This window comes from Paraburkholderia fungorum, from assembly GCF_046027215.1.
GTDB lineage: Bacteria > Pseudomonadota > Gammaproteobacteria > Burkholderiales > Burkholderiaceae > Paraburkholderia > Paraburkholderia fungorum_D.
In genome coordinates, this window is record NZ_JAQQEN010000002.1 from 2,121,069 (window position 1) to 2,144,199 (window position 23,131).

Below are 23,131 nucleotides of genomic sequence, written 5' to 3' on the forward strand. Positions count from 1 at the left end.
TTAGCGTGTGGTGCGCCGCAGCCGTGAGGAAATGAAAACGACCAGCGCGATCAGAACGACAAGGGTCGTTGAAACCGCTGCGAGTGTCGGCGTGATGGCAAGCTGGATGTCGTCCCACATCTGCTTGGGCAGTGTGGTGTTGATGCCGCCGCTCACAAAGATCGCAATCGTCAGGTCATCGAATGAAACGATAAAGGCGAACAGGAACGCCGCGGTGACGCTGGCCATCAGGAGCGGGAGCACGATCGTTGCAATGCGCCGGGCGGGCGAAGCGCCCATCACCCTGGCGGCATCATCGAGACGCCAGTCGAACTGCCGGAAGCCAGCCGCCAGCGTCACGACAACATAGGGAATCGCCAGCACCGTGTGACCAATCACGAGACCCGTGTTGGTGCCCGTCAGCCCAAGTCGCGCAAACAGATACAGCAAACCAACCGCCACCACGATGCGCGGCACAATCAGCGGCGCCACCAGTAGCGCGAAGAGTGGCTTGCTGGCGCGCTGCGACATGCGGGTCAGCGCGAGCGTTGCGCCAAAGCCGAGTGCCAGCGCAAGGACCGCTGTCCCGAGACCCACCTCGAACGACCGGATCAACGCGCTTTGCCATACCGGCGATTGCAGAAACGTGCCGAACCATTTGAAGCTGAACAGCTTCGGCGGAAATGCGATGAAGTCGCTGCGTGTGAACGCATAGGGAATCACCGACAACACCGGCGCCACCAGCACGGCGAGTATCGCGAATGTATAGAGACGCAGCGGGCCGAAACCGCTGTCGGCGCGCGCGGCACCCGTCAGGCGACGCCTGACGAGCGGCGCCGTCAACCGGCCCGCAACCATCAGCATCGCGAGCTTGACGCCCTGGGCGCGCGAGCCGCGCCGCTTGTCCTGAACCTCGCCGGTCAGCGACGAGAGGCCGACCAGCCGGTCATACACGAGAAAAATCACGATCGAGCACAGCAGCAGCACCGTGGACAACGCGCCTGCAAAGCGCATGTCGAAGAGTTCGAGCACCGATGAGATCACCAGTTGCGCGATCATCGTTTCCTTCGGCGAACCGAGTAGTGCGGGCACGATAAAGAAGCCGAGACTCGAAATGAATACGAGCAGGCCGGCCGCTGCCACGCCGGGCGAAGAAAGCGGCAGGAATACGGTGAAGAAACTGGTGCTGCGCTCGGCGCCAAGCGTTTCCGCCGCTTGCGTGAGACGGTCGTCGATGCCGCGCATCACGGGCAGCATGGTCATCACCGCGAGCGGCAACATCGCGTGAACCATGCCGACCAGCACGCCGGTGAGCGACGGAATCGTGCCGCTGGTTTCGCTGACGAGGCCGAGTGCAAGCGCGATGGTCGACAGCACGCCGGTTTTCGACAGCAACAGCATCCACGCGTAAGTTTTCACGAGGTAGCTGGTCCAGAACGGCAACATGATCCATAGCAGCCACCGCTCGCGTGAGCGCGCCGGCAGGCGGCTTAGCAGATAGGCGGCTGGATAGCCGAGCATCACCGAAATCGCCGCCGTCATGAACGAAATGGAAAACGTGATCCACAGCACCTTCGCATAGACCGGTGTGCGTGCAATGCGCTCGAACTGGCCGAGACCGAAGGCGCCATCGGCGTTGAACAGGCCGCCTTGCAGGATCTCGCCGACCGGCACGATAAAGAAGATCAGCAGGAACAGCAGCGTCGGCACGATGGGCAGCAGACGCAGCGAATGCGCGAGCCATCTGGTGCGGCGCGGGCGCGTGTCGTCGTGCGAAGGCTGAGCCTGGAGGGCGAGGTTCATGATGGTTCCTTGGCGTCGGTCACGCGCGCAGTAGTGTGGTGCGATGGGGATCCCACACGAGACCGACTGTGTCGCCGACACGCGGCGCCAGGCTGCGCTCGCAACGCACGCTCAGGTGGCTGCCGTCGGGCATGGTCAGTTGCACGCGCGTATCGCTGCCGAAAAACACGATGTCGGAAATCGTGCCGTCGAGAAAACCGCTCTTCGGTTCGACGAGACGCGGTGCTTCAGGGCGTAGCAGCAGACAGTGTTTCGCACCCGGCGTGGCAGCGCCGGCGTGCGGCAACGGCACGCGGCCACCCGCGGCCAGCAGGATCGCTTCGCCGCCCACGCCGCGCGTTTCGTCGACGGCGCCCTCGAGCAGATTGGAATGCCCGATGAAGCCGGCGGCAAAGCGTGTGGCCGGACGATCGTACAAGTCGACCGGCGTGCCCACCTGTTCGATGCGCGCCTGATTCATCAGACAGATACGGTCCGATAGTGTCAGCGCCTCGTCCTGGTCATGCGTCACGTAGACGAAGGTCGCGCCGAGTTCCTTATGCAAGCGGCGGATCTCTGACTGCATGTGCTCGCGCAATTTCTTGTCGAGCGCCCCCAGCGGTTCATCCAGCAGAATCACCGCGGGCCGGTACGCAAAGCAGCGCGCTAGCGCAATACGCTGCTGCTGGCCACCCGACAGCTCCTTCGGGTAGCGCTTCGCGTAGTCGCTCATGCGCACCATCGTCAGGGCGTCGTCGACCGCGCGCCTGACCTCTTCGCGCGACTTGCGGCGCATCCGCAACCCGTACGCGACGTTATCCCACACGCTCATGTGCGGAAACAGTGCATAGCTTTGAAACACCATGCCGATACCGCGTTTACCGGGCTCCACATGCGTGACGTCGCGGCCGTCGATCTCGATGCGCCCGGCGCTCGGTGCGACGAGCCCGGAGATCATCTGCAGCAGGGTGGTTTTGCCCGAGCCGGACGGTCCGAGCAAAGTAAGAAATTCGCCCGCCTGCACCGTCAGATCGGTCGGCTGCAGCGCCACGGTTTCGCCGTAGCTTTTCGCAATCCCGATCGTTTCAAGTTTTGCACTCATCGCGGCCCTCTTCAGGAAATGATCCAGGTGTTGAAGCGCTCGGTCACCTTCTGGCGGTTATCGGCCCACCATTGCGGACTCGGCAGGCGCATATCGCGCAGGTTGTCCGGCGCGGTGGGCAAGATCGCGGCGCGCGCGGCTGGAATCGAATCGAATGACTTGCGGTTGGTCGGACCGTACGCAAGCGTGCCGGTCAGCATCGCCTGGCGCTTCGCGTCGGCGCAAAAACGCACGAACTGGCGGGCGAATTCAGCGCGTGGCGTGCCCTTCGGAATCCCCCATCCTTCGATCGAATAGAGCCCCTGGTTCCACACGATCGACACGGGCGCCCCGCCGTCGCGTGCCGCCTGGACCCGGCCGTTCCACGCCGAGATCATGTCGACATCGCCGCTCTGGATGGCCTGCATCGCCTGCGCGCCCGACGTCCACCAGATGTTCACGTGTGGCTTGATCCGGTCGAGACTGCGAAACGCGCGGTCGACGTCGAGCGGATAGAGCTTGTCGAGCGGCACGCCATCGGCGAGCAACGCCTGTTCGAGGGTGTCGAGCGGACTGCGCCGCAGACAGCGCCGCCCCGGAAAACGCTTGACGTCCCAGAAGTCGGCCCACGACTTCGGACCGTTCTGCCCGAACTTGTCCTGCCGGTACGCCAGCACGGTTGCATAGACATCGACGCCGAGCCAGTTCGGCGCCACCGCCTCGGACATGACGTCGGGATACTCGCTGGGCTTCATGCCGATCGGCTCGAGAAAGCCCTTCGACTCGAGATACGGAATATCCGCGGAAAGCGTGAGGGTGGTGACGTCCCAGACGAAGTTCTTCGTCTGCACCATCGCCGCCAGTTGGGCGACCGGCTGCGATTCACGCGCGACGCTCACGACCTTGATGCCGGTCGCTTTCTCGAAGGGGTCGTAAAAAGCCTGACGATAAGCCGAGGTGTACGGCCCGCCCGGATCGGACACCACGATCTGTTTCGACTGCGCGCCGGCCAGTACCGGCATGGCGCCCGCGAGTGCGGCGCCGCCCACGCCCTGCAGAAAGCGGCGCCGGGTCAGGTTGAAGTCTTGCGTCATGTTCAGGTCTCCCGCACAGGATGAAAAGAAACGGCCGCGAACTGCTTACTTCACGCGTTCCCGAAAGAACGCTTCCATCATTCGCGCGGGCTCGCCGGAGTCGTACGCTTCACGCTGGATCCGCACGCCTGCTTCGATCGCGTCGCGGAAGGCCGGCTCCGTCATCTCGCGGAAACGCTGCTTGTCGAGACGCATTGCGGTTGGCGGCTTCGCTGCCAGTTCGGTGGCGATTTCAAGGGCTTTGGCGAACACCTGGTCCGCGGGGACGATGTGATGGATCAGTCCAATGCGATGACATTCCTCCGCCTCCATCAGCCGGCCGGTCAACGTCAATTCAATGGTGCGCGACATGCCGAGCATCTGCCCCATGATCCAGGGGCCAGTCGTGCTGGCAATACCCGCGTTGATCTCCGGCTGCCCCATGCGTACGCCCGGATGTCCAACGCGGATATCGCCCAGCAACGCAACCTGAAAAGCGGAACCTGCGGCCGTGCCGTTCAACGCCATCACCAGCGGTTTCTTCAGACTTCGCAGCACCGAGTAGTAACGCTCCCACTCCTTGACCCATGCCACGGCCCGCTCGCCGTCGAAGTCGTGCGCCTCCGAAAGATCCTGCCCTGCCGAAAACGCCCGGTCGCCGGCACCGGTCATGACGATGGCGGCGACGTTGCCGTCCGCGTCGAAGCGCTGCAGCGCCTCGATGATCATTTCGCGCATCGCGGTGGTCCATGCGTTCAGGCGCGCGGGCCGGTTCAACGTGATGACGGCGACGCGGCCATGATTTGAAACCAGGATGTCTTCGTTCATTTGTTATCTCATAGAGATAGTTGATGGTGTATAGCAATATACGATTGTCAAAAAGCACATGCAAGGACTGATTAGGTGGGGGTTTACGCGAGGGAGGCCGGCGAGAGACTGCAACACGGGCGACTTGCCCAACCGCCCCATTCGAGGCAACATCGCCTGCCCGATGGCCTGATTGTCGAAAAGACACCGGCCGCAGACGTTCACCGGATGAACGCAGGCGAACCATGGCCGCTCAATGAAACGCTTCGAAATGCTGGCCAACACCATGGCCGAAGAAATCCGCTCCGGCAGCCGTCCCGTCGGCTCCCGTATGCCGTCTTTGCGGCAACTCACCACGCAGCACGGCGTCAGTCAGTCGACCGTGTTCCGCGCCTACTATTTGCTTGAAGAGTGGGGTTTGATACGCGCACGTGAGCGCTCCGGCTACTATGTGGCGCCGGGTGCCGAGGTCGAACCGCGGCAGACGGCGCGCCCTGCGCCGGCCCTCGAGTCGGCCAAGGTTGAAATCAGCGAGCTGGTCTTCTCGGTGCTCGACGCCGCGAAGCACCCTGGCATCGTGCCGCTCGGCTCGGCGTTTCCGTCTCCGCAGCTTTTTCCCTTGCAGCGCCTGGCCAAATCACTCGGGCACGCGAGCCGTTTGATCAGCCCGTGGAGTACCGTCGTCGACCTGCCGCCAGGCAATGAGCAACTGCGTCGGCAGATTTCGCTGCGGTACATGGGGATGGGCATTGCCCAACCCATGGAAGAACTCGTCGTCACCAATGGCGCGCTGGAAGCACTCAATCTCTGTTTGATGGCGGTGACGCGGCCAGGCGATGTCGTGGCAATCGAGTCGCCGGGATTCTATGCGGCACTGCAGGCCATTGAGCGCCTCGATCTGCGCGCGGTGGAGATTCCAGTCGACCCCGTTTCGGGCATCGATCTGCAGGCGCTGGCGGATGCTCTGGACAAACAGCCGATTCGCGCATGCTGGTTCATGACCAACTTTCAGAATCCGACTGGCGCGGCGATGCCGCTGGAAAAGAAGAAAGCGCTGGTCGAGCTGCTTGCCCGACATGACGTGCCGCTCATCGAGGACGATGTGTACGGTGAGCTGCACCACGGAGCGACCTACCCTCTGCCTGCGATCGCCTTTGACACGAAGGGGCTCGTGATGCACTGCAGTTCGTTTTCAAAGACGCTCGCGCCGGGATACCGCATTGGATGGGTCGCGGCTGGACGTTTCGCCGACAAGGTGCAACGCCTGAAGTTGATGACCACGCTGTCGGCCAGCATTCCCGTTCAGGCCGGGATAGCGGACTATCTTCAGCACGGCGGCTACGACAAGCATCTGCGCAAACTACGCGGCGCATTCCGCAGTCAGCTTGACGAGATGGATACAGCGCTACACCGCTGGATGCCTGACGACTCGCACTGGACGCGACCGTCTGGAGGCTATTTTTTGTGGGTTCGACTTCCAGCGCATGTCGAGGCAATGCAATTACATCGCCTCGCAATAGAGAACGGCATTAGCATCGCGCCCGGACCTGTGTTCTCCGCACGGCACGAATTCCGTGACCACGTCCGCCTGAATTTCGGCCATCCATGGAATGACCGGATGGAAAACGCGATTCAAACGCTTTGCTCGCTGCTCGAACGGGCCAGCGAATAAGGCGCACTTACGCGTTTCAATCTGGCGGCGCAATGCCCCGCAGAAGCGGTTAATGCGCCACGTTGATCGCAAGCTTCACGAGCGCAAACAGGATCGCACCGAACCCGGCGGCGAGCGCCACCGCAACCACCGGCAACAGGGGCAAGCTGACATTTGCGATATCGGCTTGATGCGAGGCGCTCCGGCGCACGCCGAGAAAACTCCACAGCACGATTCGGGTCATCTTCAACAGATTCATGGCATCACCTCTCAAGGCAGATAGGGCTCATCTCAGGTGATACTCTGAACCGGACGGACCGGGCAAAAAAGTAGCAGTTGCGGACAATTCTTGCGCAGCAGTCTTGCCTCCTGCCACAGTCCAATGGCCGGCTGCTCGGCCGTGAGCCCCGCCTGCTATCTGCTAGCGCGTTTTTGTCGGCATCTGCTACTTTTCAGCGACCGCGGCTGGCTCTATCGTTCGCTGACCATGTACCAATACACCGAATTCGACAAATCATTCGTGCGCAGCCGTGCAGCGCAATTTCGCGACCAGCTCGAACGCTGGCAGTCCGGGAAACTTCCTGAAGACGACTTTCGTCCACTTCGTCTTCAGAACGGCTGGTATGTGCAGCGCCACGCGCCAATGCTGCGGGTCGCCGTCCCGTACGGGGAACTGTCGAGCGCGCAGTTGCGCATGCTCGCCAGGATCGCGCGCGAATACGATGAGCCTGAAGCCGACATATACCGGCTTGCCAGCGAAGCGCAGCGCAAGCTCGGCACCACTCACCTGCCCACGCACTACGCGCATTTCACCACGCGCACCAACGTCCAGTTCAACTGGATTCCGCTTTCGAAAGCAGCGGACGTGATGGACCTGCTCGCCAGCGTCGACATGCACGGCATTCAGACCAGCGGCAACTGCATCCGCAATATTTCCTGCGACGAGCGCGCAGGCGTGGCACCGGACGAAATCGCCGACCCACGCCCTTTCGCAGAAATCATGCGCCAATGGACGACGCTGCATCCCGAGTTCGCGTTTCTTCCGCGCAAGTTCAAGATCGCGATTACCGGCGCGACCGAGGACCGCGCCGCGACGGATTGGCACGATGTCGGCCTGCGGCTTTTAAAGAATGACGCGGGCGAACTCGGCTTTCAGGTGACAGTCGGTGGCGGGATGGGTCGCACACCGATGATCGGCGTGGTGCTGCGCGAGTTCTTGCCGTGGCATCAGATCATGAATTACATCGAAGCGGTGGTGCGGGTCTATAACCGTTACGGCCGACGCGACAACAAGTACAAGGCGCGCATCAAGATTCTGGTGAAGGCCGAGGGTCAGCGGTATATCGACGAAGTAGACGAGGAGTTTCGTCAGATCGTCGAGCTCGATGGCGGTCCGCACACCATCCCTCAAGCCGAAATGGACCGCGTCAGCGCCTCGTTTGTGCCACCTGAACTGAACAGCCGCGAACGCCGGAGCGACGCGAGTGCCGGTTCGGACCTGCGCGCGCAAGCGGAAGCGCATCCGCGCTTTGGCCGCTGGCTGCAACGCAACGTGGCGCCGCACAGGAATCCGGCGATGCGCGTCGTCACGCTGTCGTTCAAGCGCCTGCTGCAGGCACCCGGCGACGCGTCGGCTGATCAGCTCGATCGGGTAGCCGACCTGGCCGAGCGTTTTTCCGCTGGGGAAGCACGAGTGACGCATACGCAGAATGTCGTGTTGCCGTGGGTTCACGTCGACGATCTGTTCCCGCTCTGGAAGGCAGCGTGCGACGCGGACCTCGCAAGCGCGAACGTCCATCTGCTCACCGATATGATTGCGTGCCCCGGCGGCGACTTCTGCGCCCTCGCCAACGCACGTTCGATTCCGATTGCGCAGGCAATCACCGAACGATACCAGGACCTCGACGAACTCGACGACATCGGCGAGGTCGACCTGCATATCAGCGGCTGCATCAACTCATGCGGCCATCACCACAGCGGTCACATCGGCATTCTCGGCGTCGACAAGGACGGTCAGGAGTGGTATCAGGTCACGCTTGGCGGGGCGGACGGAAAGATCTCGAGCGGCGCTGCGCAGCCCGGCAAGGTCATCGGCCCGTCATTCTCCGCCTCGGAGATTCCTGATGTTATCGAAGCGATTCTGCTGGCCTACCGTGATATCCGGAACACCAGTGGAACGCGCGAAACTTTTATCCAGACGTTCAGGCGCGTTGGACCGGAACCGTTCAAGGCGGCCGCCAACGATGCGAGAAGAAAGGCGGAGGTTGCGCTGTGACGAATCGCACTCGCCTGAGAATATTGGCAACGTCCGAACACCTCACCGACGAAGCGACGAACGCGGTTCAGCTCGTCAACGACGCTGACCCAATGACACTTGCCGGCCGGATTGGCGAGATCGCACGCATCGACCTGCACTTCCCGCATTTCACGGATGGACGCGCGTATAGCCAGGCCTATCTCCTGCGCCGCAGACTCGCGTTCAAGGGCGACTTGCGCGCAACAGGCGACGTGCTGATCGACCAGCTCGTGCAGATGGAGCGGACGGGTTTTTCGAGTGCGGTACTGAAAGAGGGTGTCGACCCGGCTGACGCGAAACGGCAGTTCGAACGTTTCCCCGGCTACTACCAGAGCGGCGCCACGGAGCCATCGGGTACCTGAAACCGGGCTTGGCGAGGCGAGCAGGGCTGGACCAGAAAATGGCGCCAAGCCTTCCGCGCTCGCGGATTTTTCGCGCAAGCGCGCGCCACGCCGGCGTCCGCGGAAAAAACTCGTAATCCTCCGACATGTCTGGCGTTTACGGACAATTCTCACGCAGCGCGCGCCATACAAACTCCTCAGTGAGTTCGCGTGTTAGCTTTGAAGCATCGAAAGTCGTGATTATTGCCCCGGGCCCCAACGGATATGGCGGGAACGTTCGAGGATGAAATTGGCGAGATCTCCGCTCGCGCGAGTCAACCGCGCGCGGCGGTCGTTATCGCGACCAAGGGGCGCCCTGCTGCCACGCCAAAGGTGCTGGAATTTCTCGCCCGCCAAACCATCCTGCCGCAAACGGTCATCCTTTCGGCCACCAACGAAGCCGATATCGGCGAGTGGTCGAGTAATACGCTTGCCGTGACCCGCATTTATGGCACGGCCGGTTTGACAGTCCAGCGCAATAGAGCACTCGATTTGCTTGGCTCGGACATCGACGTCGTGATCTTCTTTGACGACGACTACGCGCCGTGCCGTGACTGGATCGAGCGGTGTCTCAGAGTATTTCAGAACAATCCCTCCGTGGTCGGCCTGTTCGGCCTTACGTTGAAGGACGGCGCCACGCAACTGCCTGTCTCATGGGACGAAGCACAGCGCATCGTGCACGAGGCGGACGGCACAGTGGCGGGCCCGGAGCTGCTCATGCCCTGCTCGTCTCTCTATGGCTGCAATATGGCATGCCGCCTGAGCCCGGCCAAGGGCGTGCGTTTCGATGAGAGGCTGGTGCTGTATGGGTGGCTGGAGGACAAGGATTTCTCACGCCGGCTGACGCACAAAGGATCACTGGTCTGGTGTGAGCAACTGCGCGGCGTGCATCTGGGCCTGGTGAGCGGGCGTATATCCGGCAAACGGTTCGGCTACTCGCAAGTCGTCAACGCACACTACCTGCGGCGCAAAGGCGTCATGTCGCGACGCGAGGCCGCTCGCAACATCGCGATGGCCCTCGTCGTCAACACCCTGAAGTCGATCAGGCCTGAGGCGCATCTGGATCGCCGCGGCAGGTTACTCGGCAATCTGATCGGGCTCATGTCAATCTGCCGCGGCTCTTGCGAGCCCGAGCACGCCACCCGGATATAAGCACCGCACGCCTCACGGCGAAGGCTTCACCTGACCGTTCTGGCCCGCGCTCATCACCGCTTCTCTTTCCGCGCGATGTCTGGCCGCAACTTTCGCTTCCGCAGCCTGAAGATCGGCAGGGTAAGTAGCGTCGTCGCCCTGGGACGGGTTATAACCCGCCGCCTCCAGTTCCTCGAGTTCATGCCTGACTTCCGCACGGGTGATTTGATGGGTGTCTGGCTCCGGCATGGTCTGCGCATAAACGCTCGCAGTACTTGCCGCCATGAGTGCGGCGGCGATCACGATATATCGTTTCATTTCAGACTCCTGAGTAATTGTGTGCGAGTTGCACGACACACACCAAGTAGACGCTACTGCCGCGCCAGATATTCCCGATTCCTGTAAATCACGATGTCGGCGGGCGCCGGATACATCCTCTCGATCGGCCCGTGCCGATTCTTCCCGGCGCTGCAACCACGTCATCAATTCAGCAGTTTCTGCCGCAATCTCCGGCGTTCGAGTCCGTTGCGCAGCAGGCCTGCAATGAAGGCGCTGCAGATCATGGCCAGGTAGAGCGTGACGAGATTGTGCCGCCATGCCTCCAGGGCGAGTTGATGAGCGACGAGTTTCGGATCGGCTGCCGCAAGTACCGGGCTTTTTGCCTCGACGGCTAGCATCATCCGGATGAAACCCGCCGCGGAAAGCAGGGGCAACAGAACCACGAATGCCAGCAACGCCGGCTTCGCGCGCCGAGCCCACGCATAGTGGCGCAATCGGAACCAGAGTCCGAGGCATCCGTGTATCCAGCCGGGCGCGAGCAGCGCGAGTTGCAAACCCTGCGTGCCACTCCTGAGCAACAAGATGATCACGCGTTCATAGTCAGGCTCGAAGCCGTAGAGCGAGCCCGCAAGCCGCGTTGTCACTGCGTGGCGGATCAGCAGCAGCGGCAGGCTAAGGCCAGCCCAAAGGCGGATCCATTCGGCGAGTGGCAACGCCCAGTGACGCCGCCCATATATCGTGCGCACTGCCAGCGCGAAATGCAGCAAAAAAGCGCCGTACAGCGCGACCGTTCCGGGCGCGCTGCGCCAGAGTCGCAGCGCCAACGCGAGGCCGCGTCCGGCAAGATCAAGCGACCAGATCCCGAGTGCGTGATTGACCAGATGCAGAAAGAGATAGATGAGCAGCACCACGCCCGAACCGAGTTGCAGACGGCGCATAACGGATTGCGTCTGCACCTTCAATTCTCCACAGTCGCGGACATGCCGCGCGCCCTCTTGCCGACTGTGCTCTGGTCTGTTTCGTTGTGACGCACTGCCTCGGCGAATCGCTGTAATGCCGATATCGAACCACTGACGCTTTGATATTCCTCACGGCCGATTCTGCCCTCGAGGATGACGGTCATGCCCGATATGCGGGCCATGTCGACGATGTCCATTTTGATCACCTGTTCCGTGTGTGCTTTCCTTGCAAGACCGCCCGTGCGGGCCGGTTATTCCCTCTTTTGCACGGACGCAGGAAAAGCCTGGCAGAATTGGCGGATGAAATAATTTCGCTGACGAGATCAGGGCCCCGCCCGGCATGGAATTGCGGGCGGGTTCAAAGCGCTTTGGGAGAGAATCAGGCTGTCAGGCCGCTGAAGCAGTGAGCAAGACGGTGTAAGCGGCTGGCGAGCCCGTCATGTCTGATGAATCGGTGCTCGGTCACGCCGCCAGGAAGATGGAACAGCAACGGGGTACCACTGTGTGGACCTCGAACTCTCCCGCTAATCGGCCTCAAAACGTAGCGGGAAAGCTGGCACAACAATGAACTCATTCCAGCGAAGCCATTCCCGATTGCTGATAGTTCTGAATCCCCACCTTGTCGATCAAGGCCAGATTGGTCTCGAGCCAGTCGATATGTTCCTCGGTATCATCGAGAATATGGGTCAGTATCGCGCGTGAGACGAAATCGCTCACCGTTTCGCAATAGGCAATCGCTTCCTTGCACGTCGCCTGCGACATCCGCTCAAGCTTCAAGTCGCATTCAAGGATTTCCTTCGTTTCCTCGCCGATCAGTAATTTGTGCAGGTCCTGCAAATTCGGCAGACCGTCCAGCATGAAAATACGCTCGATCAACAGATCGGCGTGCTTCATTTCACCGATCGATTCGTCGTACTCGTGCTTGCCGAGACTTTTCAGGCCCCAATGCCCATACATTCTCGCGTGCAAAAAATACTGATTGATCGCGGTCAGTTCGTTCTTCAATTGCGCATTCAGGTATTCGAGAACCTTGGCATCTCCTTGCATATCGCCTCCCATATGGGTTACGCCACGCCGTGAATGAGGTGCAAGGAGTCGCTCAAACCTCCTGCTTCACCTGATCGCGCCTCGCGCGCAGCATCGACGCGGCTCATGCACGTGACCCGTCAATGCAGCATAGTGTATTGTCCGGTCGACGCTAAGAATGAGAACTGGAATCGTTTCAGATGGGTACGCTGATTTGAGCGCGGACGGGAAGCCGTTTTCTGAATCGCGAATGCTCAACGCTCTGGCGTTACGGGTTATGGCTGAGGGGCCTTCCGCCCAACGTCTGCATTGGGAGTTGAGCGACGAACACCCAGTCGACATAGCTGTGCTTCTTGCCAAAGCCCAGAAACTCGCTCGGGAAATTCGCGAGCTTGATGGGATGCACGGTAGACGCGCTATGTATGCCCACGATGCCTTGCCCATCGGGTGATCTGACCAGCACCCAGTCGTCCTTCCCGGTGATCGGATCCGCGTAGAGCTTGCGCAGGTGACGCATCGGATTCGGGTAGCGCGGGTCGCGCACCAGGTCGGCGAGTTCGTGCGGCTGAGGCAGTTGGCCGGCGGGCGTGGCCAGCGCATAGCTCAGCAACGCGCGCTGGAATTCGCCGCCGACGAACAGCAGTTCCTCTTCGGCCATGCGCCTTTGGTAGATCGCGCCGAGCTGCGCCGTGGCGGCAGCGGTCACGCCGATGATGGCGATCAGGATCAATAGTGCGAGGTAGGCGTAGCCCCTTTGCGCGGTGTGGTGCCTGCAGCTGAGCTTGCTGCGGTATTTACCGCTGCGCTTGCCGCTATATCGACTGCTACGCTTGCCGTTCGCGCCTCGCATGCCTATAGCGCCTCGTACGGTTGTCCGTCGCGATTGGCGCCTGACGCGCCGCTTTTGATGTCGTAGACCTTGCCGGGGAATTGTTCGTCGGGCGCCACGATGTGCCAGGTCGTGTTGCTGTCCGTGACCGGGTCGAACGGCAGCGAGCGCAGATAATGCTTGTCGACGAGTTCGTCCAGCGAGTCCGGATAGCGGCCCACGTCGCCATAAAACCTGTCAATGGCGTCGCGTGTCACGTGCAGATTCTCCGCGAGGATTTTGTCCTTCGACGCATCGATCGAGTGGAAGTAATGGGGTAAGGCAATCGTGAGCATCAGCGCGATCACCGACAGCACCACCAGCAATTCGATCAGCGTGAAGCCCCGCTTTGTACGCAAGCGCTGTTTCATCAGTGTCACCACTTCCGGTAAGGAATGCCATTGAGTCCGACGCCCGTGGAGGTCGTGTAGACGTCGTAGACGTCGTCACCCTCTTGCGGATCGTCCGGCTCGCTCGCATAGGCGCGCTTGCCCCATGTGGTCGCGTCGCCGCGCTGGGCGTCACTGACCATCGGGTCACGTGGAATGCGGCGCAGGAAGTACAGCTTGTGACCCTTCGGATCGGTCTGGTCCTTTACACCGTTCACGAGGACGTCGAGGCTCGGCGGATAGCCAGTCGCGCCCAGTTCTTTGGCCACAAGCCCCTCCCTGCTCGCGGCCTTGTAGGCGTCGATCGCGTTGCGTATTTCATGCAAGGCCAGGCGCAACTCCTGCTCGCGTTCGCGCTGGCGCATGACCTGCGCGACCGGCACCGCCATCGAGGCGAGCACGCCGAGAATGGCGAGCGTGACGAGCAGTTCGATCAGCGTAAAACCGCGCGATCTGCTGGTGGCTGTGCCGTTGCCATTGCCATTGCCGTTGCCGTTGCCATTGCCATTGCCATTGCCATTGCCATTGCCATTGCCATTGCCATTGCCATTGCCATTGCCATTGCCAGTGCCAGTGCCAGTGCCAGTGCCAGTGCCAGTGCCAGTGCCAGTGCCAGTGCCCCGCCGGCGCACGATGACCCCGTGGTTTTGTTCACTCATGGCCGTGCCGCCACGCCGAGGCTGTATGACGACGGCGGTGTCATCGTGACCGGTGCACCGCCCACGCCGATCAGGGAGCCCGGCGTGATCTGGATCGACGTCTGTGCGGCCGGCGCCAGCGCCTTGAAGTTCAGCACGGCGAAGGTGGCCTGCGCGGTCGCGCCAGCGCCGCCCTGAGCCGAGTCAGCGAGGATCAGCTGGCCGCTCTGGCCGAGGCGGTTGGAGAAGGTGGTCTGTTCGCCGCCCTGCTTCATGAAGTCGCCCTCCGTTGCGCCGCTGAACTGCAGCTTCGTGCTGTCGTAAGTGACGGTCGAAGACACGCTCGTCACCGGCTGGTCCGCCTGCAGCAGCAACGCCAGGCTCACCGAATCGCCCACCTTGACCTGCGGCGGCCCCTGAATCGACATTTGCGCCGTGCCCACGCTTGGCGCCGCGCCGCCCAGGTACGGTACGCCGTCGCCGCCCGTGTAGGCACCGGTACCCGCGCCGTACCCATAGCCGTTGCCGTATCCGCCGACGCCATTTCCATACGCGCCGCTGCCCGAGCCGTAAGCGCCGTTTGCGTTCGCGCCGTTCGCGCCATTCAGGCCGCTCTGCGAATTGTTCGACCCCGCGCGACCGGCGGCGCCAGAATCATTGCTCGAAGTGGTCGAGGTCGAAGTCGAGCTGCCCGAGGACAACGACGAGCTGAGCCCATTGGACCTGATCATGCTCTGCATGTTCGACTCCGTGCCCGACGTGAAGTACGCGAGCGCGGCATCCGGGCGCTGGATGTTGCGCACCAGATGCGGCGTGATCGACAGGACGATTTCCGTGTTCTTGTCGTCGTCAGTGGTCGCGCCGAACAGGCGACCCAGAACAGGCAGCTGCCCGAGGCCTGGCAGCTTGTTGCCGGAGGTACGCTCCTGGCTGTCGATCAGCCCAGCCAGTACATCCGTCTCGCCGTTCTTCAGTTGCAGCACGGTACTGGCCGTACGCGTGCCGATTTCATAAGCGGTCGTGCCCGAGGAACCCGTGACCTGGTTAAGCAGGCTGCTGACTTCCAGTGATACCTTGATGCCGACCGTGTCGTCGAGGAAGATGGTCGGCTCCACGTTCAGCGTCAGGCCGATGTCGAGGTAGTTGATCGACTGCGAGACGAAGCCGGTGGAAGTCGCCGTCGATGTGATGTTCGGCACGCGCTCGCCGATCAGGATCTTGGCCTTCTCATGGTTGCGCACGCGGATGCGCGGGTTGGTCAGCAGCTTCGCGTTGGAATCCTGCTGGTTGGCATTCACCGTGGCCTGTAACGACGATACGCCCAGGCTGCGGGAAGTCTGGTGCAGCAGATCCCAGAGCGACATGGCGGGTGAGCCGGAACCGCCCGCTGACGAGGACGAACCGAACGACGAACCCACCGCACTTCCCGTGCTGCTGCCGTTGCCGGTGGAACTGATCACGCTGCCCACGGGCGTCGGCGTGAACGAGACCGAGCCCGGCCACGCGACGCCGAGATCCTGCAGGCTGTTGCGCTGCACTTCCAGCACTTCTACCTCCAGCATTACTTCGGGCTCCGCAACGTCTTCGAGTGCGACGAGCTTTTCCGCCATCCTGATGGCGTCGGGCGTATCGCGCACGATCACCATGTTGAGCTTCTCGTCAGCCACCACGTCGTGCGACTTGACGATGGTCTTGAGCGTGTTGGCAATCGTCTTCGCATCGGCGTTCGCGAGAAAGAACGTTCGCACCGCCAGTTCCTGGTAGTCCTTCAGCTTCGCGGGCGTGTTCGGGTAGATCAGTACCGTGTTCTCGTCGAGCACCTGCTGCGCGAGCTGATTCGTGGCGAGCACGTAGCGCACCGCCGATTCGATCGTGCTGTTTCTCAGGAAGATCGATGTGCGCTGGTCCGTCTTCACTTCCTTGTCGAACAGGAAGTTCATCCCCGCGCTGCGCGAGATCACTTCGAACACCTGCTTGAGCGGCGCATCCCTGAAGTCGATGTGAATCGGCTTGCGGTAAGCACTCGCAAGCGCGGCCTCGACGTGCGCCTCGCCCGTGTCGGCGGCGAGTCTGCGCTGCAGGGCGAGCGCGCGTGGGTGCGCCGGAGCTTCGGTCAGGACTTTGGCGAGTAGCGTGCGGGCGCCGTCAGTGTCCTTCTTCGCGGCTAACGCTTCCGCCCGGCCGACCAGTACGTCAAGGCGCGCCGCGCTGTCGAGCGCGACGAGGCCCGCCCGTGCCCGCTCGTTATCTGGGTCGAGCGTCAGCGCGTGTTGATATGACTTGCGGGCCGCGTCGCGCGCGCCGTTTGCGGCAAGGCGGTCGCCCTGTTCGTCGTCGCGGGCGAGCGCGTTTTCGCGTGCCGCCAGCCAGGTCGAACGGTATTGTGCGTCGTGCGGGTCACGCTGGACGGCCTCCTGCAACTTGGCGAGGCCTTCGTCGATCTTGCCTTGCGACACGAAATTCTGGCCGTCGTGGTAAGCCTGTTGCGCGGCGCAGCCGGCCAGCAGCATCGGCACCGCGACAATGAGCGCAAGCCGCCGCCAGTTGCGCATCGCGAAGCCGCGGCGGGCCTGACATCTGTTCTGTATCGGGAATGGCGTACGCAACGGTTCTTTCCTTGTATCGCGCGGCTTAGTCGGCACTGCCGACATCCAGCGTCTGGACCTGTTTCAGGGGCAAATAGACAAGCGTCATGGTCGGCGGTGTGATGGCGTCGACACGGTAGGTTCCGTCGATGACCATCTGCTCATGCACGATCAGCGTCTCGTCCCCTCGTCCCAGATACACCTCCCAATGACCGTCCGCCGACTGCTTGCCGAGATAGGTGAACGGCATGCCGGGCACTGCGGGCTCCGGCGGTAACGGCGGCACGTCTGCGCCCGCTGGGGCCGCGGAAGGTAGCGGCGGCGCCGGGGACAGGCTGCCGAACAGGGTGTGGTGCGCGCCGTCTGCCGGGGCGATGAGCTCCGCGCGTGCGCGTAGTGCGGCGATGCTGGCGTTGGCGTTGGAGCTGGTGCCGGCTTGGGCCACCGGTGCCGCGCTACGCGTCCTGGTGCGTGGCACGGCTTCGACGACCTGGTCCGGTGGATTCATGCTGGCGAAGGCGAGCAGTCCCGCGCCTAGCAGCAGGAGCAGACCGAGGATCATGTGCTTGCGCTTCATCGCCGCACCTCGACTGGCGTGACATGCGTGGGCGTCGGCGTTTGCGTCGGAATCCATGCCGATGCCGATGTCGCGGCCCATGTCGGCGCCGATGCTTTCGCTGAAACTGATGCAGGAGCCGATGTTTTAGCCGACTCCGATGCAGAAGCCCCTGCTCTATCCGACTCCCATGTCGACGCCAAAGCTTTCGTTGAAACCGATGCAGGAGCCGATGCTTTAACCGACTCCGATGCAGAAGCCCTGGCTTTAGCCAAATCCAATGTCGGCGCCGATGTGTTCGCTGAAACCGATGCAGGAGTCAATGCTTTAACCGATTCGGGTGTCGGAGCCATTGCTCCAGCCAACTCCGATGCAACCGTCGTTGCCTTAGCCGACGCCGATGCAGGGGCCGATACCAACGCAGGCGATACCGATACCGGAGCAGCAGCCCGTGCGAAAACCGATCCTGATAAGTCAGGCCGCAGGAAAACGGTGAAACGCAAACTGGCCTCGACGGCCTGCTCGTTGGCCGAGTTGCGCCTGAAGCGCATGTCGTCGAGCGCGGCGTACGGAATACTCAACAGGACCTTCTCGCAGAAGCGCCGGAGGCTCGCATAGTCGCCCTTGACGGGCAGGATGACGGTATAGGTGTCGAAGCGCCCGGATGCATCATGGGCCGGTTTGTACTCGGCCTTCTCCAGCGCGACGCCCGCTTCGGCGGCGGCGTCGAACAGGCGTGTCACGATTTCCTCGGTGTGCCCTGCATCGCCCAGTGCTGCATAAAAGGCCGCCAGCCGCTCAGCCGCGAGAGCCGGCGCCTGGACAACGGGTTTCGCTACCGGCGCCGAGCGCGCGCGCGTTAGCGCCTGCGCGTGCTCAGCGACGCGGGCCGACAGACCCGGCAGCAAAGCGAACCACATCGAGGCGGCCCCCAGCACGAACGCGCCGGCCAGCAGCGCGCCTGCATTCGATCTCCGTACCACCAGTTGCAGTTGCAACACGCCTCTCGAGACGTTCGGCATCCTCATGATCCCGCTCCCCGCCACTGCGCTTCGATCTGGAAGCGGATCACACCATCCGTGCCGTCGCGTGTCAGCTCATGGCGCACCAGATTGACGCGTGTAAACAGGGGCTGCTGCTCGAGCACCTTCAGGTAGTCGATCATGTCGTTGCTGCCGCTGCATTCCGCTTCGATCCTGAGCAGCGCGCGGCCCGGCTCGGGGGTGATGGACAGCAGCGCGACCTTGTCCGGCGTGGCGGCTTCCAGCGCGTCGAGGATGTCGCCCCAGGGCAGGTTGAGGCGCGCCACGGCGGCATTGACCGCCATGCCCTGCTTTGCCTCGATCGGCTCGCTCGTCACGCTCATCGACGCCCGGACGGATTGCTCCGCGCGTGCGGCAAGGCGAGCCGCCTGGCTGTCGAGCGAGTCGAGATGCGCGAGCAGCTTCTGCGCGCGAAAGCCGGCGAGCGCGCAGCACAACAGCCCGGCGAGTGTGAGCACGCGCGCGGCCGGATGGATGCGATAAAGCTGGCGCCGCAAGCTGAACGGCGCAAGGTCAAGCTGCAGGCGCCTCATGGCGACACCCCGCCCCATGCGAGCTGTGCTGCCGTCGATGCGCTACTGCCCTCTGCGACGGGTGGCATATTGCCCGGCGCGCACCAGCGCACGCGCATTCCCGTGTCGCTCAAGGACGCGGGACCCGTTGAAGCCGAACTCACTAAAGGCGAAGTCATTGACGCTGAACTCGCTGAAGCCGAACTCGCTGAAGCCGGACTCGCTAAAGGCGAAGTCATTGAAGCCGAACTCGCTGGAACCGCACTCCCTGAAGCCAAACTCGCTGAAGCCGAATTCATTGCAGTAGAACCCGTCGACCAACCATCGATCTGCGGTCCATGGACGTACAGCACCGCCGGCGCCGGCACGTTGTCCAGCAAGGCTGCGCGCGCCACCTGCTCGCGCAGCCAGTCCAGCGACGGTGCCGCATCCGGCAGCACCAGCGTGCGCACAGCTGCAAGGCGAGGCTTCCCGGTATTAGCGACAACAAGGCCGAGCGTCAGCGCGCCGTCACTGAGCGTCGCGAGCCACACATCAGCGCCGAGGTGCCGACGCGAGCGATTCCACGCGGCCACGAAATCCGGCACCACGGAGACAAGGGTGCCGCGCTGCGTCGCCACGGCAAGCTCCAGGGCCGTACAGAGACGCTGTGGCACCGCGCAGGCGAGAAACGGCGCCGTGGCCTGCCAGTCGGCGACGATCTGCCAGCTCGTGATCGATTCCCCATAGAGCACCTGGAAGCGCACCGCGGCAGCGGCGCGCAGGTCCTGCAAGCGCGCACTGTTGCCCGGCGGTGTGACGATGAAGTAGCGCACGAGCGCGTCGCCCAGCGTGGCGTAAACGGGCAGACGATTGCCGCCCGCTTCATCGAGCGCGGCGGCGATCTGCGTGACCAGGATGTCGGCCGTAGCCGGCGCGGCGGCACCCAGCTCGCGCACCGGCCGCTCCGCAAGAATGGGCGTCGACTTGCGCGAGGCGCCCATGCGGCACACAGCAACGCCCTCGCGCGACAGGCCAAGCCGACAGTGCCCTCGAAGTATCTGAAATCCTCGAAGCGGGCGAAGTCCTCGAAGTGCTTGAGGTTCTCGAAGTGCTTGCGGTCCTTTAAGTGCCTGCTCCTGCGATCCTTCAGGTCCTTGAGGTCCGCCAGATCCGCGAAGTCCCCACAGTCCTCCGACTCCCCGCACCCTGCCAAACTTCAACCAGTCAGGCATTGAGCGTCACCCGCTTCACTTCGGCAAGCGTCGTCTCACCCCGCCTGACCAGCTCCATCGCCACATCGCGCAGACGCCGCGTGCCGTTCCTGCGCGCCGCCTCCTTGATCACCCGGATCGGCTGCTTCTCCACCACCATGCCGCGGATGTCATCATCGAGAATCAGGATTTCCGCAATCGCGCGACGTCCGCGATAACCGGTGCCGCGGCAGTCGCCGCAACCGGTGCCCTGGCGGAAGTCGAAGCCGGCGACATCGGCGCGCGAGAGTCCGAGGCGCGCGAGTTCGGCGTCGCCCGGAACATACTGTGCCGCGCAGTGCGTGCAGGTAACGCGCAACAGACGCTGCGCCCAGATCCCGTTCAACGCCGACACGAACGCATACGGATCGATGCCCATGTGACTGAAACGCCCGAACACGTCGAACACGTTGTTGGCATGCACAGTGGTCAGCACGAGGTGGCCCGTCAGTGCCGACTGCACCGCAATTTCAGCGGTCTCCCGGTCGCGGATCTCGCCCACCATGATCTTGTCCGGGTCGTGCCGCAGAATCGAGCGCAGGCCACGGGCAAAGGTCAGCCCTTTCTTCTCGTTGACGGGAATCTGCAGGATGCCGGGCAACTGATATTCGACCGGGTCTTCGATCGTGATGATCTTGTCGCGGCCGTTGTGAATTTCGGTCAGCGCAGCATAGAGCGTCGTCGTCTTGCCCGAGCCCGTGGGGCCGGTAACGAGCAGCATGCCGTACGGTTCTTCCGCCAGCGCGCGCAGCGCCACCAGAGACTCGCCGTCGTAGCCGAGCGCTTCGAGCGTCAGCGAACCGTACGCCTCGATCATCGCGCGCTTGTCGAGAATCCGGATCACCGCGTCCTCGCCGTGAATGCTCGGCATGATCGACACGCGCAGGTCGATGTCGCGCCCGCCGGCCGCCACGCGGAAGCTGCCGTCCTGCGGCACGCGTCGCTCGGCAATATCCAGTTCCGCCAGCACCTTCAGGCGCGAGATCACCTGCTCCGCGGTCTCGACGCCGTTGATGGTGGCCGCCGCGTCGAGCACGCCGTCCACGCGGTATTTCAGGGCGAGACCATTACCCGTGCTCTCCAGGTGGATGTCGGACGCACCGGCCTTGAGCGCGTCGTACAGGGTCGAATTCACCAGCTTGACGGCCGGGCTCGCCGCTTCGCTGACCGACTGGAACGACAGCACTGGCGCCGTGCGTCCATCGGTGCGCGCCTCGCCGCCATCGGCCACGACGCTGTCGATGGCACGCGCGGACTCCTCCATGCGCGTGTGGTACGCCTGGAGATCGGACGGCAGCGCGAGCCGGATGTCGATCGTCGCGCCCGCCTGCGCGGCGAGCCACGTCCATAGATCCAGATCGAACGGGCTCGTCAGCACGCCGACGAAGGTTTCATCAGGGGTCCGTAGCAAGGCACAGCGCCGCTGCATCGCACGCGATAGCGGCACGCGGTCGAAGGCCGGCTTCAGCGCCAGCATTTCCGCCGTCTCGATGACGTGCATCGCGAACTGCTGCGCGAGCGCCTGAAGCAGCAGACGCGGCTCGCTACCGGTCAGCGCTTCCAGTTCCACCACGATGTGACGCTGCGTGGCTGAGGCGGCCGCGCGCGCACGCGCGAGCAGATCGGCGTCGAGCACCGGCGCGAGGGTTTCCCGTACGGTCATGACAGGCCTTCCGCGAGATCAAAGATCGGCATATAGAGCAGCACGACAATCGTGCCGACGACGATGCCAATCGCCGACATCAGCAGCGGTTCGAACATCCTGGTGAAGCGGTCGATCCAGCGGCTGATCTCGCCGTCGTAGAACGCCGCCGACTGGGTGAGCATGCTGCCCAGTTCGCCCGAGCGTTCGCCCACGCGCAACATGCGCAACGAGATCGGCGTGGTGAGGCCGCCCGCGTGAAACGCGCTGGACAGCGACGTGCCGGACTGCACGGCGGAGCGCGCCTGCAACAGCCCTTCGCGCAACGCGGGCGATACTGTGCCGCCGGCCGTTTCCATCGCGGAGACGATCGGGATCCCGCCTTCGAGCAGCATGCCGAGCGTCAGATAGAGCCGCGAGAGCTGGTAGATGCGCAGATGCGGGCCCAGCAGTGGAATGCGCCCTAGCAGGCTCACGAGGCCCACCCTGGCAATCGCGGCGCGCACGCCCATGAAGCCGCCAGCCGCAAGAACAACGGCGGCGATGAGGAGCGGCAAGCCATGCGCCGACGCGAATTTGCCCCAGTTGAGCAGCATCTGCGACATCCACGGCAGCGATCTGCCGGTGCCTTCGTAGATGGTGGCGAAGCGCGGCACCACATAGGAAATCAGGAACGCCGACACACCGCCGCCCACCACCAGCAGAATGCTCGGATAGATCGCGGCGCTGACGAGCTTGTTGCGCACCGTGTCGATGCGCGCCTGGTAATCGACGTAGCGTTGCAGCGAGCGCGGCAGGTCGCTCGTGCCTTCTGCCGCGCGCACGATGCCCACATAAAGCGGCGGAAACACGTCCGGCTGCTCGGCGAGCAGGCTTGAGAAGCGCTTGCCTTCGCGCAGCCCCGCAAGCAGCCGCTCCAGCACGCCGCGCAGCCGCGCGCCGCCCTCGCGTTCCACCAGCGCCTCCAGTCCTTCGACAATGGACAGGCCCGCCATCAGCAGCGCCAGCAGTTCCTGACTGAACAGCACGAGCGAGATGGTGCCGCGCGACGCAGCGGGCCGGCGCAGCGAGCGCAACGGGGCAAGCTGCGTGGCGTGCAGCCCGCGTGCCTCGATCTGGCGGCGTGCGTCTGCTTCATCCTGCGCGTCGATGACGAGGGCGATGATCTGGTTGTCGGGCGAGAGCGCCCTTACTTCGTACTGCATGTTGACGGGTTACCGCT

The 23,131-nt window shown here is 63.0% G+C and carries 22 protein-coding genes and 1 pseudogene; 5 read left to right on the top strand and 18 right to left on the bottom strand.

Going from position 1 to position 23,131, the window contains the following annotated elements:
* Genes PQR27_RS30005 through PQR27_RS30020 form a run of 4 tightly spaced genes read right to left on the bottom strand, consistent with a single transcriptional unit; the run spans position 1 to position 4,743 of the window.
* Positions 1-1,782: an ABC transporter permease subunit gene (locus PQR27_RS30005; RefSeq protein WP_408527205.1), complete on the bottom strand. Its 1,782-nt coding sequence runs from the start codon at positions 1,780-1,782 to the stop codon at positions 1-3.
* 19 nt (positions 1,783-1,801) lie between these two features.
* Entirely contained in the window at positions 1,802-2,863 is a 1,062-nt protein-coding gene (locus PQR27_RS30010; protein ID WP_408527206.1) for an ABC transporter ATP-binding protein, read from the bottom strand.
* Between the two features lie 11 nt (positions 2,864-2,874).
* A complete protein-coding gene (locus tag PQR27_RS30015) occupies positions 2,875-3,936 on the bottom strand; it encodes an ABC transporter substrate-binding protein (RefSeq protein WP_408527207.1) in 1,062 nt (353 codons plus the stop codon).
* A gap of 45 nt (positions 3,937-3,981) precedes the next feature.
* On the bottom strand, positions 3,982-4,743 hold the full coding sequence (locus PQR27_RS30020; protein ID WP_408527208.1) for an enoyl-CoA hydratase/isomerase family protein: 762 nt from the start codon (positions 4,741-4,743) through the stop codon (positions 3,982-3,984).
* 235 nt (positions 4,744-4,978) lie between these two features.
* Here PQR27_RS30020 and PQR27_RS30025 point away from each other — a divergent pair, with 235 nt between their 5' ends.
* Positions 4,979-6,394, top strand: coding sequence for an aminotransferase-like domain-containing protein (locus PQR27_RS30025; RefSeq protein WP_408527209.1), 1,416 nt, complete (start codon positions 4,979-4,981; stop codon positions 6,392-6,394).
* A 49-nt stretch (positions 6,395-6,443) separates the two neighbouring features.
* On the opposite strand, the gene PQR27_RS30030 is transcribed toward PQR27_RS30025, so the two are convergent.
* Entirely contained in the window at positions 6,444-6,632 is a 189-nt protein-coding gene (locus PQR27_RS30030) for a DUF2970 domain-containing protein (RefSeq protein ID WP_408527210.1), read from the bottom strand.
* A 228-nt stretch (positions 6,633-6,860) separates the two neighbouring features.
* Between PQR27_RS30030 and PQR27_RS30035 the strand changes: the two genes are divergently transcribed.
* The 3 genes from PQR27_RS30035 (at position 6,861) to PQR27_RS30045 (ending at position 10,201) form a co-directional block, all read left to right on the top strand.
* Complete coding sequence (locus PQR27_RS30035) at positions 6,861-8,648, top strand: nitrite/sulfite reductase (protein ID WP_408528346.1); 1,788 nt, start codon at positions 6,861-6,863, stop codon at positions 8,646-8,648.
* Positions 8,645-9,031, top strand: a complete 387-nt coding sequence (locus PQR27_RS30040) for a DUF934 domain-containing protein (protein WP_408527211.1) — start codon at positions 8,645-8,647, stop codon at positions 9,029-9,031. The genes PQR27_RS30035 and PQR27_RS30040 overlap by 4 nt, the downstream gene beginning before the upstream one ends.
* Before the next feature lie 243 nt (positions 9,032-9,274).
* Positions 9,275-10,201, top strand: a complete 927-nt coding sequence (locus tag PQR27_RS30045) for a glycosyltransferase family 2 protein (RefSeq protein WP_408527212.1) — start codon at positions 9,275-9,277, stop codon at positions 10,199-10,201.
* A gap of 12 nt (positions 10,202-10,213) precedes the next feature.
* Here PQR27_RS30045 and PQR27_RS30050 read toward each other — a convergent pair whose 3' ends face one another.
* The 9 genes and pseudogenes from PQR27_RS30050 to PQR27_RS30090 all read right to left on the bottom strand — a co-directional run bounded on the left by PQR27_RS30050 (position 10,214) and on the right by PQR27_RS30090 (position 17,501).
* Entirely contained in the window at positions 10,214-10,498 is a 285-nt protein-coding gene (locus tag PQR27_RS30050) for a DUF4148 domain-containing protein (protein ID WP_408527213.1), read from the bottom strand.
* A 164-nt stretch (positions 10,499-10,662) separates the two neighbouring features.
* Positions 10,663-11,397, bottom strand: coding sequence for a hypothetical protein (locus PQR27_RS30055; RefSeq protein WP_408528347.1), 735 nt, complete (start codon positions 11,395-11,397; stop codon positions 10,663-10,665).
* A gap of 20 nt (positions 11,398-11,417) precedes the next feature.
* Positions 11,418-11,615, bottom strand: a complete 198-nt coding sequence (locus tag PQR27_RS30060) for a hypothetical protein (protein WP_408527214.1) — start codon at positions 11,613-11,615, stop codon at positions 11,418-11,420.
* A gap of 373 nt (positions 11,616-11,988) precedes the next feature.
* Positions 11,989-12,465: a bacterioferritin gene (gene bfr, locus PQR27_RS30065; protein ID WP_408527215.1), complete on the bottom strand. Its 477-nt coding sequence runs from the start codon at positions 12,463-12,465 to the stop codon at positions 11,989-11,991.
* A gap of 247 nt (positions 12,466-12,712) precedes the next feature.
* A complete protein-coding gene (locus tag PQR27_RS30070) occupies positions 12,713-13,294 on the bottom strand; it encodes a type II secretion system protein (RefSeq protein WP_408527216.1) in 582 nt (193 codons plus the stop codon).
* Positions 13,295-13,296: 2 nt separating this feature from the next.
* Entirely contained in the window at positions 13,297-13,683 is a 387-nt protein-coding gene (locus PQR27_RS30075) for a type II secretion system protein (protein WP_408527217.1), read from the bottom strand.
* Positions 13,684-13,688: 5 nt separating this feature from the next.
* Positions 13,689-14,153: pseudogene (locus PQR27_RS30080) on the bottom strand (prepilin-type N-terminal cleavage/methylation domain-containing protein); the annotation flags it as partial.
* A gap of 203 nt (positions 14,154-14,356) precedes the next feature.
* Positions 14,357-16,945: a secretin GspD/PilQ domain-containing protein gene (locus PQR27_RS30085; protein ID WP_408527218.1), complete on the bottom strand. Its 2,589-nt coding sequence runs from the start codon at positions 16,943-16,945 to the stop codon at positions 14,357-14,359.
* 25 nt (positions 16,946-16,970) lie between these two features.
* Positions 16,971-17,501 carry a hypothetical protein gene (locus PQR27_RS30090; protein ID WP_408527219.1) on the bottom strand — a complete coding sequence of 177 codons (531 nt, stop codon included), beginning with the start codon at positions 17,499-17,501 and terminating at the stop codon, positions 16,971-16,973.
* A 27-nt stretch (positions 17,502-17,528) separates the two neighbouring features.
* On the opposite strand from PQR27_RS30090, the gene PQR27_RS30095 reads away from it, so the two are divergent.
* The gene (locus PQR27_RS30095) at positions 17,529-18,098 is read left to right on the top strand and encodes a hypothetical protein (protein WP_408527220.1); all 570 of its coding nucleotides are present in this window, start codon (positions 17,529-17,531) and stop codon (positions 18,096-18,098) included.
* A 406-nt stretch (positions 18,099-18,504) separates the two neighbouring features.
* Here PQR27_RS30095 and PQR27_RS30100 read toward each other — a convergent pair whose 3' ends face one another.
* The 4 genes from PQR27_RS30100 to PQR27_RS30115 all read right to left on the bottom strand — a co-directional run bounded on the left by PQR27_RS30100 (position 18,505) and on the right by PQR27_RS30115 (position 23,114).
* Positions 18,505-19,056 (bottom strand): PilN domain-containing protein, encoded by a 552-nt coding sequence (locus PQR27_RS30100; protein WP_408527221.1) that lies wholly within the window; start codon positions 19,054-19,056, stop codon positions 18,505-18,507.
* Positions 19,053-20,018: a hypothetical protein gene (locus tag PQR27_RS30105; protein WP_408527222.1), complete on the bottom strand. Its 966-nt coding sequence runs from the start codon at positions 20,016-20,018 to the stop codon at positions 19,053-19,055. Before PQR27_RS30105 ends, PQR27_RS30100 begins: the two co-directional genes overlap by 4 nt.
* 223 nt (positions 20,019-20,241) lie before the next feature.
* Entirely contained in the window at positions 20,242-21,930 is a 1,689-nt protein-coding gene (locus tag PQR27_RS30110) for a GspE/PulE family protein (RefSeq protein ID WP_408527223.1), read from the bottom strand.
* Positions 21,927-23,114: a type II secretion system F family protein gene (locus PQR27_RS30115; protein ID WP_408527224.1), complete on the bottom strand. Its 1,188-nt coding sequence runs from the start codon at positions 23,112-23,114 to the stop codon at positions 21,927-21,929. The genes PQR27_RS30110 and PQR27_RS30115 overlap by 4 nt, the downstream gene beginning before the upstream one ends.
* Positions 23,115-23,131: the final 17 nt, after the last annotated feature.

What these genes read in the sequence shown, in the direction of transcription:
- PQR27_RS30005 (WP_408527205.1), bottom strand. Translation starts at nt 1,782, where the DNA reads ATGAACCTCGCCCTCCAGGCTCAGCCTTCGCACGACGACACGCGCCCG.
- PQR27_RS30010 (WP_408527206.1), bottom strand. Translation starts at nt 2,863, where the DNA reads ATGAGTGCAAAACTTGAAACGATCGGGATTGCGAAAAGCTACGGCGAA.
- PQR27_RS30015 (WP_408527207.1), bottom strand. Translation starts at nt 3,936, where the DNA reads ATGACGCAAGACTTCAACCTGACCCGGCGCCGCTTTCTGCAGGGCGTG.
- PQR27_RS30020 (WP_408527208.1), bottom strand. Translation starts at nt 4,743, where the DNA reads ATGAACGAAGACATCCTGGTTTCAAATCATGGCCGCGTCGCCGTCATC.
- PQR27_RS30025 (WP_408527209.1), top strand. Translation starts at nt 4,979, where the DNA reads ATGAAACGCTTCGAAATGCTGGCCAACACCATGGCCGAAGAAATCCGC.
- PQR27_RS30030 (WP_408527210.1), bottom strand. Translation starts at nt 6,632, where the DNA reads ATGAATCTGTTGAAGATGACCCGAATCGTGCTGTGGAGTTTTCTCGGC.
- PQR27_RS30035 (WP_408528346.1), top strand. Translation starts at nt 6,861, where the DNA reads ATGTACCAATACACCGAATTCGACAAATCATTCGTGCGCAGCCGTGCA.
- PQR27_RS30045 (WP_408527212.1), top strand. Translation starts at nt 9,275, where the DNA reads ATGGCGGGAACGTTCGAGGATGAAATTGGCGAGATCTCCGCTCGCGCG.
- PQR27_RS30050 (WP_408527213.1), bottom strand. Translation starts at nt 10,498, where the DNA reads ATGAAACGATATATCGTGATCGCCGCCGCACTCATGGCGGCAAGTACT.
- PQR27_RS30055 (WP_408528347.1), bottom strand. Translation starts at nt 11,397, where the DNA reads ATGCGCCGTCTGCAACTCGGTTCGGGCGTGGTGCTGCTCATCTATCTC.
- PQR27_RS30060 (WP_408527214.1), bottom strand. Translation starts at nt 11,615, where the DNA reads ATGGACATCGTCGACATGGCCCGCATATCGGGCATGACCGTCATCCTC.
- bfr (WP_408527215.1), bottom strand. Translation starts at nt 12,465, where the DNA reads ATGCAAGGAGATGCCAAGGTTCTCGAATACCTGAATGCGCAATTGAAG.
- PQR27_RS30070 (WP_408527216.1), bottom strand. Translation starts at nt 13,294, where the DNA reads ATGCGAGGCGCGAACGGCAAGCGTAGCAGTCGATATAGCGGCAAGCGC.
- PQR27_RS30075 (WP_408527217.1), bottom strand. Translation starts at nt 13,683, where the DNA reads ATGAAACAGCGCTTGCGTACAAAGCGGGGCTTCACGCTGATCGAATTG.
- PQR27_RS30090 (WP_408527219.1), bottom strand. Translation starts at nt 17,501, where the DNA reads ATGAAGCGCAAGCACATGATCCTCGGTCTGCTCCTGCTGCTAGGCGCG.
- PQR27_RS30100 (WP_408527221.1), bottom strand. Translation starts at nt 19,056, where the DNA reads ATGAGGCGCCTGCAGCTTGACCTTGCGCCGTTCAGCTTGCGGCGCCAG.
- PQR27_RS30105 (WP_408527222.1), bottom strand. Translation starts at nt 20,018, where the DNA reads ATGGGCGCCTCGCGCAAGTCGACGCCCATTCTTGCGGAGCGGCCGGTG.
- PQR27_RS30110 (WP_408527223.1), bottom strand. Translation starts at nt 21,930, where the DNA reads ATGACCGTACGGGAAACCCTCGCGCCGGTGCTCGACGCCGATCTGCTC.
- PQR27_RS30115 (WP_408527224.1), bottom strand. Translation starts at nt 23,114, where the DNA reads ATGCAGTACGAAGTAAGGGCGCTCTCGCCCGACAACCAGATCATCGCC.